The sequence below is a fragment of the Pseudomonas sp. AC247 genome (assembly GCF_979258015.1).
In genome coordinates this window covers 1,302,501-1,317,216 of the sequence record NZ_OZ409829.1, presented here as the reverse complement: position 1 = coordinate 1,317,216, position 14,716 = coordinate 1,302,501, and the positions used below count along the sequence as shown (strand labels likewise).

Sequence of the window (14,716 nt, the reverse complement as noted above, 5' to 3'; positions counted from 1 at the left end):
TAAAAAAAGACCTGCAAATGCAGGTCTTTTTTTTGTCCTGACTCAGGACTTTTTGCGAATCCAGTACAGATAAGTCCCGGCCTCTTCGTGCTGGCCCACCAGTTCGTGGTCGAGAAACACACAGAACTTGGGAATGTCGCGACGGGTCGAGGGATCGGTGGCGATCACCTTGAGCAGGCCGCCGGGCACCAGGTCACGGATGTGCTGGTGCAGCATCATCACCGGCTCCGGGCAATTGAGGCCGGTGGCATCGAGGGTGCCGTCGACCGGGGTATCGATCATTTCACTCATGATTCACTCCTGAAACTGGCCGGCATTGTCGCGCATTGCCGGGGCGTTACACCACACTCCCCTGTAGGAGCTGCCGCAGGCTGCGATCTTTTGATCTTGATCTTTCAGAAAGACAACATCAAAAGATCGCAGCCTGCGGCAGCTCCTACAGGGTTTTGCAGTGTTTTAGCGGGATTTTGTTTTTTTGATGTCGTGTCGGCGCAGGTGGCAGGTCACTTCCTCGCGGTCGTGATAGAGCTGTTTGCAGCCGATATCGACTTTGATCCCGCGCGCCTTGAAGCCATCGGCAATGCGTTCAAGCAAGCGCTTCACTTCGGCATAACGCTGCTTCATCGGCAACTTCAGGTTGACCACTGCCTCGCGGCAATGCCCCTCACCAATCCACTCTTCGAGCATCGCCGCGTTGCGCGCCGGCTTCTCGACAATGTCGCAGACCATCCAGTCCACCGGTTGCTTGGGCTTGAAGGTAAAACCGTCCGCCATCAAGTGCTGCACCAGACCGGTGTCCATCAGGCTTTCCGCCATCGGGCCGTTGTCGATCGCGGTCACCAGCATGCCGCGATTGACCAGTTGCCAGGTCCAGCCGCCCGGTGCGGCGCCAAGGTCAACGCCGGTCATGTCGCTGTGCAGGCGGTCTTCCCACTGATCGCGCGGGATGAAGTGGTGCCACGCCTCTTCCAGCTTCAAGGTCGAGCGGCTCGGTGCTTCGCGCGGAAACTTCAGGCGCGGAATGCCCATTGGCCACATCGCCGAGTTACCCGCGTCAGCCATACCGAGAAACACTTCACGACCACTTTTGAACGTCAGCAGCAGACGCGGCTTGCTGGCGTCATCGACCAGTTTGCCGGCGCCGGTGAGCGCCTTGCGCAGCGGGCCTTCGAATTTCTTGCAGAAGTTCGACAGTTCCTTGCCGTCATTGGTGTCGACGACCTCCAGCCACAGGCTGCCGCACACCGGGAACTCGGCCATGTGCGCGAGGATCACGCTGATGCGGTCGGTTTCCGGCAGATCAATGAAGACGCCGCGCGCCCATTGGCGCGGGAAGATCAGCTCGGCAAAACGCTGACCGCGCATCAGACGCTCGGCGCCGTCTTCTTCGGTGCAGACAAACTCGGCGCAGGCGGTGGCCGCTTTGGCCTTGGCGTAGCCAGCCACGTTGAGTTGGGCGGCGAGGTCGGAAATCTCCGAACAGACTTCGCCTTCGAAACCTGGCCGGCAATGCATGAATAGGGTGTTCATTCTTACTCCTGGGCAGCGGGCGATCATTCGGCCCCTGCGCGATGTCCAGACCTTGCGTTGCAGCAAAGCCTGTCACGAAAACCGGCGCATGATAGCCGATGTCGGAACCTTGGTTCCGCTCATAGAGTCCAGTTATTAGCCAGCTAATGAAAACAGGGCTACGTTGATAGCTCTGCCCGTCCCCTCAATCCGTAGCCGTGCGGATTCAAAGGAGTGATCGTAATGCCGTCCCTCGATAGTCTGAAGACCCTAAAAACACTGCAGATTGACCAAAAGACCTACCACTATTTCAGCCTGCCGGATGCCGCCAAAAGCCTGGGCGATCTCGACAAGCTGCCGATGTCGCTGAAAGTCCTGCTGGAAAACCTGCTGCGCTGGGAAGATGAAAAAACTGTCACCGGCGCCGACCTTAAGGCAATTGCCGCGTGGCTCAAGGAGCGTCGCTCCGATCGGGAAATCCAGTACCGTCCGGCCCGCGTATTGATGCAAGACTTTACCGGGGTGCCCGCCGTGGTCGACCTTGCCGCCATGCGCGCGGCGATGGCCAAGGCCGGCGGCGACCCGCAACGGATCAACCCGCTGTCACCGGTGGATCTGGTGATCGACCACTCGGTGATGGTCGACAAGTTCGCCACGCCCAGCGCTTTCGAGCAGAACGTCGACATCGAAATGCAGCGTAACGGCGAGCGGTATGCCTTCCTGCGCTGGGGCCAGAGCGCCTTCGATAATTTCAGCGTCGTGCCGCCGGGCACCGGCATTTGCCATCAGGTCAACCTTGAATACCTCGGCCGCACCGTGTGGACCAAGGATGAAGACGGCCGCACCTACGCTTTCCCTGACACATTGGTCGGCACCGACTCCCACACCACCATGATCAACGGCCTCGGCGTGCTCGGCTGGGGTGTCGGCGGGATCGAGGCGGAAGCGGCGATGCTCGGGCAGCCGGTGTCGATGCTGATTCCGGAAGTGATCGGTTTCAAACTCACCGGCAAACTCAAGGAAGGCATCACCGCCACCGACCTGGTGCTGACGGTTACGCAGATGCTGCGCAAGAAAGGCGTGGTGGGCAAATTCGTCGAGTTCTACGGTGACGGCCTCGCCGATCTGCCACTGGCTGATCGCGCAACTATTGCCAACATGGCCCCGGAATACGGCGCGACGTGCGGTTTCTTCCCGGTCGACGACGTGACGCTGGAATACCTGCGCCTGTCGGGTCGCCCGCCAGAAACGGTGAAACTGGTCGAGGCCTACACCAAAGCCCAAGGCCTGTGGCGCCTGCCCGGTCAGGAACCGGTGTTTACCGACAGCCTGGCGCTGGACATGGGCAGCGTCGAAGCAAGCCTGGCCGGGCCAAAACGCCCGCAGGATCGCGTGTCGCTGCCGAACGTGCCGCAAGCCTTCAGCGACTTCATCGACCTGCAATTCAAACCCACCAGCAAAGAAGAAGGACGCCTGGAAAGTGAGGGCGGTGGCGGCGTCGCCGTGGGCAATGCCGATCTGGTCGGCGAAACCGAATACGAATACGAAGGCCACACCTATCGCCTGAAAAACGGCGCCGTGGTTATCGCCGCCATCACCTCCTGCACCAACACCTCCAACCCGAGCGTGATGATGGCGGCCGGTCTGTTGGCGAAAAAAGCCGTGGAGAAAGGCCTGACGCGCAAGCCGTGGGTGAAGAGTTCACTGGCGCCGGGCTCGAAAGTGGTGACCGACTACTACAAGGCTGCGGGATTGACGCAATACCTCGACCAACTCGGTTTTTCATTGGTCGGTTATGGCTGCACCACCTGTATCGGCAACTCAGGGCCGCTGCCCGAGCCGATCGAAAAAACCATTCAGAAAGCCGACCTCACCGTCGCGTCGGTGCTGTCCGGCAACCGCAACTTTGAAGGCCGCGTGCATCCACTGGTGAAAACCAACTGGCTGGCCTCGCCGCCGCTGGTGGTCGCGTATGCCTTGGCTGGCAGCGTACGCAGCGACATCAGCAGTGAACCGCTGGGCGAAGACAAGCAAGGCAATCCGGTGTATCTGCGCGATATCTGGCCATCGAGTAAAGAGATCGCCGATGCGGTGAATCAGGTCAGCACGGCGATGTTCCACAAGGAATACGCCGAAGTGTTTGCCGGCGATGAACAGTGGCAGGCGATCGAGGTGCCGCAAGCGGCGACTTATGTGTGGCAGGACGACTCCACTTACATTCAGCATCCACCGTTTTTCGACGATATTTCCGGGCCGTTGCCACAAATCAAAGATGTCAAAGGCGCGCGGGTTCTGGCCTTGCTCGGCGATTCGGTGACCACTGACCACATCTCCCCCGCCGGCAACATCAAGGCTGACAGCCCGGCCGGGCGTTACTTGCGCGAAAAAGGCGTGGAACCACGGGACTTCAACTCTTACGGCTCACGGCGCGGCAACCACGAAGTGATGATGCGCGGCACGTTCGCCAACATCCGTATTCGTAACGAAATGCTCGGCGGCGAGGAAGGTGGCAACACGATTTACATGCCGACCGGCGAAAAACTGGCGATCTACGACGCGGCCATGAAATATCAGCAATCGGGCACGCCGCTGGTGGTGGTTGCCGGGCAGGAATACGGCACCGGTTCCAGCCGTGACTGGGCGGCCAAGGGCACCAATTTGCTGGGCGTGAAAGCGGTGATCGCCGAGAGTTTTGAGCGGATTCACCGTTCCAACCTGGTGGGGATGGGCGTGTTGCCGCTGCAGTTCAAGCTCGATCAGAACCGCAAGAGCCTCAACCTGACCGGCAAGGAGACTTTCGAGATCCAGGGTTTGACCGGAGTCGAGCTGACCCCACGGATGAACTTGCCGCTGGTGATCACCCGTGAGGATGGGCGTCAGGAGAAAATCGAAGTGCTGTGCCGGATCGACACCTTGAACGAGGTGGAGTACTTCAAGTCGGGCGGGATCTTGCATTACGTCCTGCGCCAGCTGATCGCCTCATAACACATTAACCCTGTAGGAGCTGCCGCAGGCTGCGATCTTTTGATCTTGTTTTTAAGATCAGGATCAAAAGATCGCAGCCTGCGGCAGCTCCTACAGGTGGGTGTACTTTTCTCTGGGCGAAAAAAAACCCGCCGAAGCGGGTTTTTCCCAAGACCATTATCGACTCCCTGTCGGCAGCGATCCTTGCATATGGTCGATCATCCGTGATCCTGAAACACTCCCTGTGTCTCAGTTGATGGGTGTAGATTACGTGTCGGATCCAATCAGCAATAGTCGACATAGCTACCATCGCGTGTAAGACATTCGCCATAGAAGACCTTCCGAAAACCCCTAGGCCTGTCAGGCATCGAGCATGAACGCCGCGATCTGCGCGACTTTCAGCTGCCCCGAAGCCTGTTCCAGTGCGTCATCCTCCAGAAACCACGCTGCAGACAAACCGGCGAACGCCAGCACCCATTGCAACAGTCTTCGGCGATCGAGTCCGGCGGCTTCGCTGATCACTTCGAGTTGCCGGCGAAAACGCTGGGGATCAATGGCCGTCGACAGGTCCGGATTGCAGATCAGGTTGGCGTAATCAAAACCGCGCTCGCCCCTGACCCGTTTCGGGTCGATGGCCAGCCAGCCGCACGCGCCGAAATCCAGTACGTTGTCGTGATGCATATCGCCGTGCAGTACCACCACATCCTGCGGGTTGGCGAGCAAGCGTTCAGCGGTTTGCAGGCTCAGTGTATAGAGGCCGCCATGCTGCGCCGCCGCGCTACGCAGCGAGGCAAACCAGGGGCTCAACTCAACCAGCGGCGGAGGCGGTGTTTCACGCGGTGCATGCAAGCGCGCCAGCGCTGCACACAAAATCCGGCTGGCCTCGTCGTCCTCGTCATTCAGCGCCATGTGCATCAGCGAACGCCGCCCCATGGCGCGCGCCATCAGCAAGCCATCCTCGTGATGCGCCAGCACCTGCGCGGCACCGTCGCCGTTCCACCAGGCCATCAGCCGGTTGCCGTGCTGCTCGTCAATATCCATCGCCACTTTGAGCATCGCTGGGGTATCCCCCTGGCGTACCGGCAGCAGATGGCTGCCCGGCGTGATGATGGGTGCGCCGTCCGGCAGCAGTGACCAGCGTTTGAGCCAGGGTTCGAAAATATCAGCCACCGTCACGCTCACGGGCTTTGGCGCTCTCGGCGAGAAACTGTTCGAGCCGGTTCAGTTGCTCCTCCCAGCCTCGGCTGTCCATAAAATAAGCCTCTTTCTGGCGAACATCGGGGATATGCGCGAAGCCTGACTCGGACACCTTGAGCAGTGTGCCGTCTTCGTAATCCTGTAATTCGAACTTGACCAGCGTGGTCGGCTCCTGGGAATAGTCGATCTTCGGATTGACCGCATACGGATGCCAGCGAAACGAAAACAACTGCTGCGGCTCGACCCGCTCGATCAGCACATTCCACAGCACGTGTTCATAACCGGGATAGGTGACCTGCCCTTGCGTCCATTCGCCAGCAATGAATCGCCTGCCCTCCAGCGCCACGCCGAACCACTGGCCAAACGCCTCGGCATCGACCAATGCACGCCAGACATGCGAGCGCGGTGCCTTGAGCGTTATTTTGCGTTCGAAACTATTGGGTACTGGTTTCATACGTCACCTCCTGTTTTGAACACTAGGCCTGTATGACCACATGTCCAATGTGAAGTTGTATCAAACCGGTGCAAAAGAGAAACATCCGGCTGCATTTGCGCGCCGCTGAATGAATGGATTCAGCCCCCGTTCAAGCAGCGAAACTGTTACCTTTTCCAGCGAAATCGAACCAGACAAGGACGACCCATGCTGCCCTCCCTCGCCGAACGTTATCGCGGCGCCCTGCTCGGCCTGGCCTGCGGTGACGCGGTCGGCACTACAGTAGAGTTCAAGCCGCGGGGATCATTCCAACCGTTGACCGATATGGTCGGTGGCGGCCCGTTCCACCTCAAGCCAGGGCAATGGACCGATGACACCTCCATGGCGCTGTGCCTGGCGGAAAGCCTGCTGAGCAAAAACGGCTTCAATGCCGTCGATCAGATGGGCCGTTACCTCAACTGGTGGCAGTGGGGTTATCTGAGTTCGACCGGTGAGTGTTTCGACATCGGCATGACCGTCAAACAGGCGCTCGCGCATTACCAGCAAACCGCAGAGCCCTTCGCCGGCTCGACCGACCCCTACAGCGCCGGCAACGGTTCGCTGATGCGCCTGGTGCCGGTGGTCTTGTTCTACTTCCCCGACGCCCGGCAGATCCGCCAGTTCGCCGCCGACAGTTCGCGGACCACCCACGCCGCCCCTGAGGCCATCGAGTGCTGCCAATTGCTGGCCGGGCTGATCGCCAGAGCGCTTGAAGGCGCAACCAAGGCAGAGTTGCGCCAACTGCCCTCTGCGAACTTCTCACAACCCAAAGTTGCCGCCATTGCTCGCGGTGATTACCTCGGCAAGCCCGAAGCGGACATCAAAGGCAGCGGTTACAGCGTGCAGTCGCTGGAAGCGGCGCTGTGGTGCTTTCAGCAGACCGACAGTTTCGCCGCCGCAATCCTCTTGGCCGCCAATCTGGGCGATGACGCCGACACCACCGCCGCAATCACCGGTCAACTGGCCGGCGCTTATTACGGCGTCCGTGGTATCCCCGAACACTGGCTGGACAGGTTGCATGACGGCGCCGAAATTGCGGCGACTGCAGATCGTCTGCTTGAGGCCTCCAGAATGCGCGTCCCTGAATAGCGGCGACTGATTCGCTACACTGCCTGGCACTTCCTTTCGACATAGAGAGAATCCCCCATGTCCCCACGTTCGCTCCTGGCCCTGTCGCCACTGCTGTTCATGCCTTTCGCCCACGCTGCCGTCGACTGCGCCAACGCCAGCGATCAGGCGACGATGAACCAGTGCGCCGGGCAAGACTTCAAAGCAGCGGACAAGGAATTGAACACGCTGTATCAGCAGATCACCGGGCGCTTGAAGGACAACCCGGACGGCAAGAAGCTGCTGGTCAGTGCGCAGCGCGCGTGGCTCGGGTTTCGTGATGCCGAGTGCAAGTTTTCATCGTCAACGGTGACGGGCGGGAGTGTGTATCCGTGGGTTTACAGCAGTTGCCTGACCGGAGTGACCAAGGTGCGGGCTGAGGCGTTGAAGCGGTATTTGAAGTGCGAGGAAGGCGACATGAGTTGCCCGGTGCCTGGAGTCTGATTTTCGGCGGTTTTGCAGGATTCTTCGCAAGCAAGCTCGCTCCCGCATTGGAACGCATTGCAAATATGGGAGCGATGGCAGCCACTGTAGAGCGCTTGGAGTTCCGACAGGTGAAGCGAGTTAACATTATCGCCAGCAACCAAGCCTCTCTGTCCGCTCAGGTACGTTCACCCCCCTGCAATGCGTTGCGCGTGATCATGTTTTGCACAGGCCGATACGACTCGGTCCTGGGCACACTCGCGCACACGACAGGAGCACCACTGCGCAAACTTTCTTCAAGCACATGCCGTAGCCGCAACAAACCCTCCCGTTGCATCGTGAGGCTGGCCTCGATCTGGCGTATCTCATCCATACGGATATCGATTTGCTCGATGGTCAGCGATTTGGAACAACTTCCGTCCTCCAAAAACAGGCCGCGAATGGTGTCGAGAGAAAACCCCAGCCGCTGGGCATCGCGCACCAGAATCAATCGCGCGACAGCCGCCTCGCCATAGTGTCGATATCCATTGGCGTCACGGGTAGAAGACTCCAGTAAACCCTGTTCCTCGTAATAGCGTATCGCCGAAGCGGCCACACCTGTGCGCTTGGACACTTCTCCAATCTTCATAAAAACTGCTTGACCTTCAAGTTGGCTTTAATCGTTAGCATAAGCCCAGGCTCAGCACGACAGCCAGTCGTTATTGACCCACCTGAACATCTTTCACCTTTACGGAATTTGATGATGAGCACACTGACAGACCTGCTGAAATGGCGCTACGCAACGAAGAAATTCGATCCTTCCAGGACCGTGCCGGAAGAAAAAATCGAACGCATTCTGGAAGCGGTGCGGTTAACGCCGACATCAAGTGGACTGCAGCCCTTTGAATTGCTCGTGGTGACCAATGCAGAGATTCGCGAAAAGATCAAAGCCGTCAGCTGGAATCAGCAGCAGGTAACCGACTGCTCTCATTTGCTGGTGTTTGCCGCGTGGGACGACATCACCGCAGAGCGGGTCAACATGATGTTTGACCTGACCAACGAAGTACGCGGGACCGTTAATGAGGGCTGGGAAAATTACCGTCAAATGCTCTTGGGCATTGTCGCTGGACGTGGCAAGGAGGCTAATTATCAGGCGGCTGCTCGGCAAGCCTATATCGGTTTGGGCTCGGCGTTGATCGCCGCCGCGTTTGAAGAAGTCGATGCCACACCGATGGAAGGTTTCGACCCGGCAGCCATCGATGAAATCCTCGGACTCGCGGCCCGCAACCTGCGCAGTGTGGTGATTCTGCCGCTAGGGCATAGAGCCACTGAGGGAGATTGGTTGGTCAACCTGAAAAAGGTTCGTCGTTCGCGGGAACACTTCATTACCGAGATCAAGTAAGCCCGTTAAGAGCGGGGAAATGAAGCATGCCTGTGGCAGGTACCCCGCTCTGATCCATCCCTGAACCTGTCATCGATATCAGCGGCCACCGAATGGGTCGCGTCCCTCCCCTGTTCTCGACTTGCTTCGAGCTCGATGCCCTATCGACATTGAAATCCTCCCAAATCAATTGAACTGAGGTTCATTCTATAGCCCTGCGTCCGATGCCAGTGGCCCCCTTCACAAAACAAGAACAATTTATTATTGCCATTCGATAATTTAACATCGAGAATTAGTCATTCCCAATGACACCGCAAGGATTTTTCATGAGTACTCGTAACAACGGATTGGCACTGCAGCGCATGCATTGGGTCGGACTACTGGCAGCTATTCTTGTCTGGGTTTTGGGGGTGACCGAGGTCGGTGGCAACGCTTCGATCTGGTTCTTCAAGACGGATGAAATGCTCGCAGCTCTGCTCTACGCTTTCGCTGAAAATTCGCCGCAATTGCTTGACCCGTTTGTCGAAGGCGCGCTGCTCGCCCCCGACACATGGCTCTCGCCACTGGTCACCGCGCTGCTCGTCATTCTGGATTTCCTGCCCGTCCTGCTTTCGACCTACGTGCTCTGGCTGACCGGGTTGTTTTTCCTGCGCTTGTCCCGCGGCGAAACCTGGACCGAGCGCAATATCAAGGTGCTATGGCGAGTGGGGATTCTGTGCATCATTTCTCCGGCCGCCTACCCACTGGTAGAGACCTTGCAAGGTTTGACTCTGTCTATTGATCTGCCGCCCGGAGAGCGCATTTTTCAATTCTCGATCGGCCTGTCTTCCACTTCTGCCTACGAGATTGTCAAAGGCGTATTGCTCTGTTTGTTTTCAATTATCATGCGCGATGCAAAAGTACTCAGCGATGAGCAAAGCCAATACATATAGAACAATACAATGACCATTATCGTCCGCCTTGACGTTGTCATGGCCACGCAAAAAATTCGCTCGAAAGAGTTGGCCAGCCTGCTGGGCATCACCGAGGCCAACCTGTCATTACTGAAGAATGGCAAGGTCAAGGGCGTGAAAATGGCCACCTTGGACAAGCTGTGCGCAGCACTCGATTGCCAGCCAGGCGATTTGCTGGAGTACCAGAAAGACTGAGCCTTGCCCATCCGCGCACGTTAATTGTCGCCAGTCCCCACCGTTTAACTCTTATTCAATCCTTGGTTGTAAGGCGACTTTGTCATGATCCGGTTTTTATTCTGCACGCTGTTTTTACTGACAGCGTTGATCAGCGGCTGCGCCACACAAATGGACGTGGCGCTAAATGCCACACCTGATCCGGACTATCACTTCGATCGAAAAGCGACTGTGCTGGTGACTTCTGCGGGCGGCAGTGACGAAAACGCACTTAATGCCCGCTACTACCTACGGGACATGGTTAATGCGCTTAAAGACAGGGGCTATCAAGAGGTTTATACCGATACCAGTCTGCCGAAGAACCACGCGCCAATAAAAATGACCGTCAGCCTCGATGTCGGCAGCCGACAGGTGACTTACCGTTATACCGCCACCGAGTATGGGCAAGTGCCGACCAGCACCTCTACTGTGTGCAAGACCGGCAAGAAAAAAGATGACCGGCTGACGTGTACGAGTAAACCGAACACGACCTATGGCCCGATAGGTACCTCGGAACGAACCGGCTACACCACCCTCAGCACCTTCATTGCCACAGCCCGGGATGAGACCAGCAAGCGCACCGTCTACCTGCTGCGCGCCTCGTCCTATAACGATGACTGCCAGTCCACCAAGGTCGAAGACTTTCTGGTGGAGCAAGGCTTGCAGAATCTGAACTTCGAGGACCGTGTGCAGCGCAACTACACCGTCACGATGCCCGAAGGTTACCGCTGCAAGTAGGCTTTGCAGGGCGACCCACAGCCTCGGCGCAACCAGCAGAGCCGAGGCTGTAAACCGTTAGACGTGCGGGTCACCCGGCGCTTTGGTCGGCGCTGCGTATTGCGGCTTGAGATGGCCGTCCTGATCGAGTAGCCAGGCGTCCATGATCTGCCGCACCACCGGACCTGCCACACGACCACCGGCCTCGCCGTTTTCGATCATCACCGAAATCGCGATCTTCGGATGCTCGGCCGGGGCGAAACCGACGAACAAGGCGTTGTCGCGGTGGCGCTCGAGGGTTTTCTCGCGGTTGTAACGCTCGCCCTGCTTGATCGCCACCACCTGCGCCGTACCGCTCTTGCCGGCGATGCGGTACTGCGCGCCCGCCGCTGCCGCCCGGGCAATGCCGCGTGCGTCGTGCATCACCATCTGCATGCCGTGGTTAACCTGCTCCCAGTCACGCGGATCCTTGAGCAGGATGTTCGGCATTGGATGCTCGTCGACCGGGGCGACGCCGTCGACAGTCTTGGCCAGGTGCGGACGGTTCCATACACCCTTGTTGGCGATCAGCGCGGTGGCCTGGGCCAGTTGCAGTGGCGTGACCTGCATGTAGCCCTGGCCGATGCCGAGGATGACGGTTTCGCCCGGGAACCATGCCTGGCGGCGGGTGGCGCGTTTCCATGCCTGCGACGGCATCAGACCCGCCGACTCTTCGAACATGTCCAGCGAGACTTTCTCGCCGAGCCCGAACATGGCCATGTAGTCATGTAGGCGATCGATGCCGAGTTTGTGGGCCAAGTCGTAGAAGTAGGTGTCGTTGGAACGCATGATGGCCGCGTCCATGTCCACCCAGCCGTCGCCGCTGTGGTTCCAGTTACGGTATTTGTGATCGAAGTCCGGGAGTTGGTAGTAACCCGGATCGAAGACGCGGGTCTGCGGGGTGACGACACCCGCATCGAGGCCGGCAATCGCCACTTCCGGCTTGATCGTCGAGCCCGGCGCATAAAGACCACGCAGTACGCGGTTGAACAGCGGCCTGTCGATGGAGTCACGCAGCGCCGAGTACTCCTTGGAGCTGATGCCGGTCACGAACAGGTTCGGGTCGAAGCTGGGGTTGCTGACCATGGCCAGTACTTCGCCGGTGGAGGGGTCGAGCGCTACCACCGAGCCACGACGGTCACCCAGGGCCGCCTCGGCGGCTTCTTGCAGTTTGACGTCGAGACTCAGAACAATGTTTTGCCCTGGCACCGGATCGGTGTGCTTGAGCACGCGCAAGACGCGACCCTGAGCGTTGGTCTCGACCTCTTCGTATCCGACATGGCCGTGTAACTGCGCTTCATAGAAACGCTCGATACCGGTTTTGCCGATGGATTGCGTGCCGCGGTATTCCACCGAATCGAGGGTCTTGGATTCCTTTTCGTTGATCCGGCCGACATAACCGATCGAATGGGCGAAATGGGCGCCAAGTGGATAATGACGGACGAACTGCGGCTCGACATCGAGGCCCGGCAAGCGGAACTCGTTGACCGCCAATACGGCGATCTGCTCTTCCGTCAGTTCATAAAACAACGTCACCGGCGTGAACGGATGACGGGATTGCTTCATGGCCTTGTCGAACACCGAACGATCTTCAGCAGGCAGGTGCAGCAGATTGATGACCGCGTCCAGCTCCTGATTGACGTCGGTCGCACGCTCGCGGGTGATGGTCAGGTTGTAACTGGGACGGTTATCAGCGAGCAATACGCCGTTACGGTCGTAGATCAGGCCGCGTGTCGGCGTAATCGGCAGGACGTGGACGCGGTTGTTTTCAGAGATGGTGGAGTGGTAGTCGAATTCGACCACTTGCAGGATGTACAGGCGCACAACCAGCGCGCAGCTGATGGCGAAGACGAACAAGGCGCAGGCGATCAATCGTTTGTTGACCAGGCGCGTCTCTTTTTCGTGATCCTTGATCGGGATAGGTTCAGGCATTTCTACAGCAACTCTTTGACATAAATGAATGCCGATCCGTGGGCATGACATCAGTCCGTTAAAAAACGAGCTGCACCATACCAAAAACTGCCCGGTCACTTCAGAACGATTTTCCCCAATGGCAATGCTTGCGACGGCTGGGGTAGTTCGGTGGTCGCTGAAACTTTTCTTACGGGCAAAACAAAACCCCAACTGCTTTCGCAATTGGGGTTTCGGAATTTAATCTTGACGATGACCTACTCTCACATGGGGAAACCCCACACTACCATCGGCGATGCATCGTTTCACTGCTGAGTTCGGGATGGGATCAGGTGGTTCCAACGCTCTATGGTCGTCAAGAAATTCGGGTACTGAGTCGTGGCCAGATGGCCTCGCTTCAGCAAATTGGGTATGTGACAGCTTTCGGTGTTTGTGAACATCGAACTTTCGGTTCGTTTCGTCTTCACACACCGCAATCTGGCCTTTCGACTCAAATTGCTTGGGTGTTATATGGTCAAGCCTCACGGGCAATTAGTATTGGTTAGCTCAACGCCTCACAGCGCTTACACACCCAACCTATCAACGTCGTAGTCTTCGACGGCCCTTCAGGGAACTCAAGGTTCCAGTGAGATCTCATCTTGAGGCTAGTTTCCCGCTTAGATGCTTTCAGCGGTTATCTATTCCGAACATAGCTACCCGGCAATGCCACTGGCGTGACAACCGGAACACCAGAGGTTCGTCCACTCCGGTCCTCTCGTACTAGGAGCAGCCCCTCTCAAATCTCAAACGTCCACGGCAGATAGGGACCGAACTGTCTCACGACGTTCTAAACCCAGCTCGCGTACCACTTTAAATGGCGAACAGCCATACCCTTGGGACCGGCTTCAGCCCCAGGATGTGATGAGCCGACATCGAGGTGCCAAACACCGCCGTCGATATGAACTCTTGGGCGGTATCAGCCTGTTATCCCCGGAGTACCTTTTATCCGTTGAGCGATGGCCCTTCCATACAGAACCACCGGATCACTAAGACCTACTTTCGTACCTGCTCGACGTGTCTGTCTCGCAGTCAAGCGCGCTTTTGCCTTTATACTCTACGACCGATTTCCGACCGGTCTGAGCGCACCTTCGTACTCCTCCGTTACTCTTTAGGAGGAGACCGCCCCAGTCAAACTACCCACCATACACTGTCCTCGATCCGGATAACGGACCTGAGTTAGAACCTCAAAGTTGCCAGGGTGGTATTTCAAGGTTGGCTCCACGCAGACTGGCGTCCACGCTTCAAAGCCTCCCACCTATCCTACACAAGCAAATTCAAAGTCCAGTGCAAAGCTATAGTAAAGGTTCACGGGGTCTTTCCGTCTAGCCGCGGATACACTGCATCTTCACAGCGATTTCAATTTCACTGAGTCTCGGGTGGAGACAGCGCCGCCATCGTTACGCCATTCGTGCAGGTCGGAACTTACCCGACAAGGAATTTCGCTACCTTAGGACCGTTATAGTTACGGCCGCCGTTTACCGGGGCTTCGATCAAGAGCTTCGCGTTAGCTAACCCCATCAATTAACCTTCCGGCACCGGGCAGGCGTCACACCCTATACGTCCACTTTCGTGTTTGCAGAGTGCTGTGTTTTTAATAAACAGTCGCAGCGGCCTGGTATCTTCGACCGGCATGAGCTTACGGAGCAAGTCCTTCACCCTCACCGGCGCACCTTCTCCCGAAGTTACGGTGCCATTTTGCCTAGTTCCTTCACCCGAGTTCTCTCAAGCGCCTTGGTATTCTCTACCCAACCACCTGTGTCGGTTTGGGGTACGGTTCCTGGTTACCTGAAGCTTAGAAGCTTTTCTTGGAAG

General features: G+C 57.6%; 13 protein-coding genes and 2 rRNA genes (1 of these 15 running past the window's edge). 7 read left to right on the top strand and 8 right to left on the bottom strand.

The features are described 5' to 3' along the window. Positions 1–42: 42 nt before the first annotated feature. Positions 43–291, bottom strand: coding sequence for a sulfurtransferase TusA (gene tusA, locus ACZZ0B_RS06255; protein WP_008089007.1), 249 nt, complete (start codon positions 289–291; stop codon positions 43–45). Positions 292–456: 165 nt separating this feature from the next. After that, the gene (gene rlmM / locus ACZZ0B_RS06250; RefSeq protein WP_008087427.1) at positions 457–1,530 is read right to left on the bottom strand and encodes a 23S rRNA (cytidine(2498)-2'-O)-methyltransferase RlmM; all 1,074 of its coding nucleotides are present in this window, start codon (positions 1,528–1,530) and stop codon (positions 457–459) included. Between the two features lie 222 nt (positions 1,531–1,752). On the opposite strand from rlmM, the gene acnA reads away from it, so the two are divergent. Next, positions 1,753–4,494: an aconitate hydratase AcnA gene (gene acnA / locus ACZZ0B_RS06245; RefSeq protein WP_463544614.1), complete on the top strand. Its 2,742-nt coding sequence runs from the start codon at positions 1,753–1,755 to the stop codon at positions 4,492–4,494. Positions 4,495–4,833: 339 nt separating this feature from the next. Here the strand turns inward: acnA and ACZZ0B_RS06240 are convergent, their stop codons facing one another. Then, entirely contained in the window at positions 4,834–5,634 is an 801-nt protein-coding gene (locus ACZZ0B_RS06240) for an aminoglycoside phosphotransferase family protein (protein WP_463546914.1), read from the bottom strand. Between the two features lies 1 nt (position 5,635). Continuing rightward, a complete protein-coding gene (locus ACZZ0B_RS06235; RefSeq protein WP_008085960.1) occupies positions 5,636–6,124 on the bottom strand; it encodes an SRPBCC family protein in 489 nt (162 codons plus the stop codon). Between the two features lie 186 nt (positions 6,125–6,310). On the opposite strand from ACZZ0B_RS06235, the gene ACZZ0B_RS06230 reads away from it, so the two are divergent. Then, entirely contained in the window at positions 6,311–7,231 is a 921-nt protein-coding gene (locus ACZZ0B_RS06230) for an ADP-ribosylglycohydrolase family protein (protein ID WP_463544613.1), read from the top strand. A 57-nt stretch (positions 7,232–7,288) separates the two neighbouring features. After that, the gene (locus tag ACZZ0B_RS06225; protein ID WP_440096790.1) at positions 7,289–7,693 is read left to right on the top strand and encodes a lysozyme inhibitor LprI family protein; all 405 of its coding nucleotides are present in this window, start codon (positions 7,289–7,291) and stop codon (positions 7,691–7,693) included. 157 nt (positions 7,694–7,850) lie between these two features. Here the strand turns inward: ACZZ0B_RS06225 and ACZZ0B_RS06220 are convergent, their stop codons facing one another. After that, the gene (locus tag ACZZ0B_RS06220) at positions 7,851–8,300 is read right to left on the bottom strand and encodes a MerR family transcriptional regulator (protein WP_463544612.1); all 450 of its coding nucleotides are present in this window, start codon (positions 8,298–8,300) and stop codon (positions 7,851–7,853) included. Positions 8,301–8,411: 111 nt separating this feature from the next. On the opposite strand from ACZZ0B_RS06220, the gene ACZZ0B_RS06215 reads away from it, so the two are divergent. The 4 genes from ACZZ0B_RS06215 to ACZZ0B_RS06200 all read left to right on the top strand — a co-directional run bounded on the left by ACZZ0B_RS06215 (position 8,412) and on the right by ACZZ0B_RS06200 (position 10,936). After that, positions 8,412–9,053 carry an NAD(P)H-dependent oxidoreductase gene (locus ACZZ0B_RS06215; protein ID WP_008085952.1) on the top strand — a complete coding sequence of 214 codons (642 nt, stop codon included), beginning with the start codon at positions 8,412–8,414 and terminating at the stop codon, positions 9,051–9,053. A gap of 305 nt (positions 9,054–9,358) precedes the next feature. Beyond that, entirely contained in the window at positions 9,359–9,964 is a 606-nt protein-coding gene (locus tag ACZZ0B_RS06210; RefSeq protein WP_008085950.1) for a hypothetical protein, read from the top strand. Positions 9,965–9,973: 9 nt separating this feature from the next. Beyond that, positions 9,974–10,180, top strand: coding sequence for a helix-turn-helix domain-containing protein (locus ACZZ0B_RS06205; protein WP_007910409.1), 207 nt, complete (start codon positions 9,974–9,976; stop codon positions 10,178–10,180). An 84-nt stretch (positions 10,181–10,264) separates the two neighbouring features. Next, positions 10,265–10,936 carry a hypothetical protein gene (locus ACZZ0B_RS06200; RefSeq protein ID WP_463544611.1) on the top strand — a complete coding sequence of 224 codons (672 nt, stop codon included), beginning with the start codon at positions 10,265–10,267 and terminating at the stop codon, positions 10,934–10,936. 57 nt (positions 10,937–10,993) lie between these two features. Here ACZZ0B_RS06200 and mrdA read toward each other — a convergent pair whose 3' ends face one another. From mrdA to ACZZ0B_RS06185, 3 genes are all read right to left on the bottom strand, one after another. Continuing rightward, a complete protein-coding gene (mrdA, locus tag ACZZ0B_RS06195) occupies positions 10,994–12,886 on the bottom strand; it encodes a penicillin-binding protein 2 (protein ID WP_463544610.1) in 1,893 nt (630 codons plus the stop codon). A 223-nt stretch (positions 12,887–13,109) separates the two neighbouring features. After that, positions 13,110–13,225: ribosomal RNA gene (gene rrf / locus ACZZ0B_RS06190) — 5S ribosomal RNA — on the bottom strand. A gap of 150 nt (positions 13,226–13,375) precedes the next feature. Then, a 23S ribosomal RNA gene (locus ACZZ0B_RS06185) occupies positions 13,376–14,716 on the bottom strand; it runs 1,553 nt beyond the window's last position.

Bases quoted from the DNA above. Each gene is read 5' to 3' on its own strand.
- tusA (WP_008089007.1), bottom strand. From the start codon at position 291: ATGAGTGAAATGATCGATACCCCGGTCGACGGCACCCTCGATGCCACC.
- rlmM (WP_008087427.1), bottom strand. From the start codon at position 1,530: ATGAACACCCTATTCATGCATTGCCGGCCAGGTTTCGAAGGCGAAGTC.
- acnA (WP_463544614.1), top strand. From the start codon at position 1,753: ATGCCGTCCCTCGATAGTCTGAAGACCCTAAAAACACTGCAGATTGAC.
- ACZZ0B_RS06235 (WP_008085960.1), bottom strand. From the start codon at position 6,124: ATGAAACCAGTACCCAATAGTTTCGAACGCAAAATAACGCTCAAGGCA.
- ACZZ0B_RS06230 (WP_463544613.1), top strand. From the start codon at position 6,311: ATGCTGCCCTCCCTCGCCGAACGTTATCGCGGCGCCCTGCTCGGCCTG.
- ACZZ0B_RS06225 (WP_440096790.1), top strand. From the start codon at position 7,289: ATGTCCCCACGTTCGCTCCTGGCCCTGTCGCCACTGCTGTTCATGCCT.
- ACZZ0B_RS06220 (WP_463544612.1), bottom strand. From the start codon at position 8,300: ATGAAGATTGGAGAAGTGTCCAAGCGCACAGGTGTGGCCGCTTCGGCG.
- ACZZ0B_RS06215 (WP_008085952.1), top strand. From the start codon at position 8,412: ATGATGAGCACACTGACAGACCTGCTGAAATGGCGCTACGCAACGAAG.
- ACZZ0B_RS06210 (WP_008085950.1), top strand. From the start codon at position 9,359: ATGAGTACTCGTAACAACGGATTGGCACTGCAGCGCATGCATTGGGTC.
- ACZZ0B_RS06205 (WP_007910409.1), top strand. From the start codon at position 9,974: ATGACCATTATCGTCCGCCTTGACGTTGTCATGGCCACGCAAAAAATT.
- ACZZ0B_RS06200 (WP_463544611.1), top strand. From the start codon at position 10,265: ATGATCCGGTTTTTATTCTGCACGCTGTTTTTACTGACAGCGTTGATC.
- mrdA (WP_463544610.1), bottom strand. From the start codon at position 12,886: ATGCCTGAACCTATCCCGATCAAGGATCACGAAAAAGAGACGCGCCTG.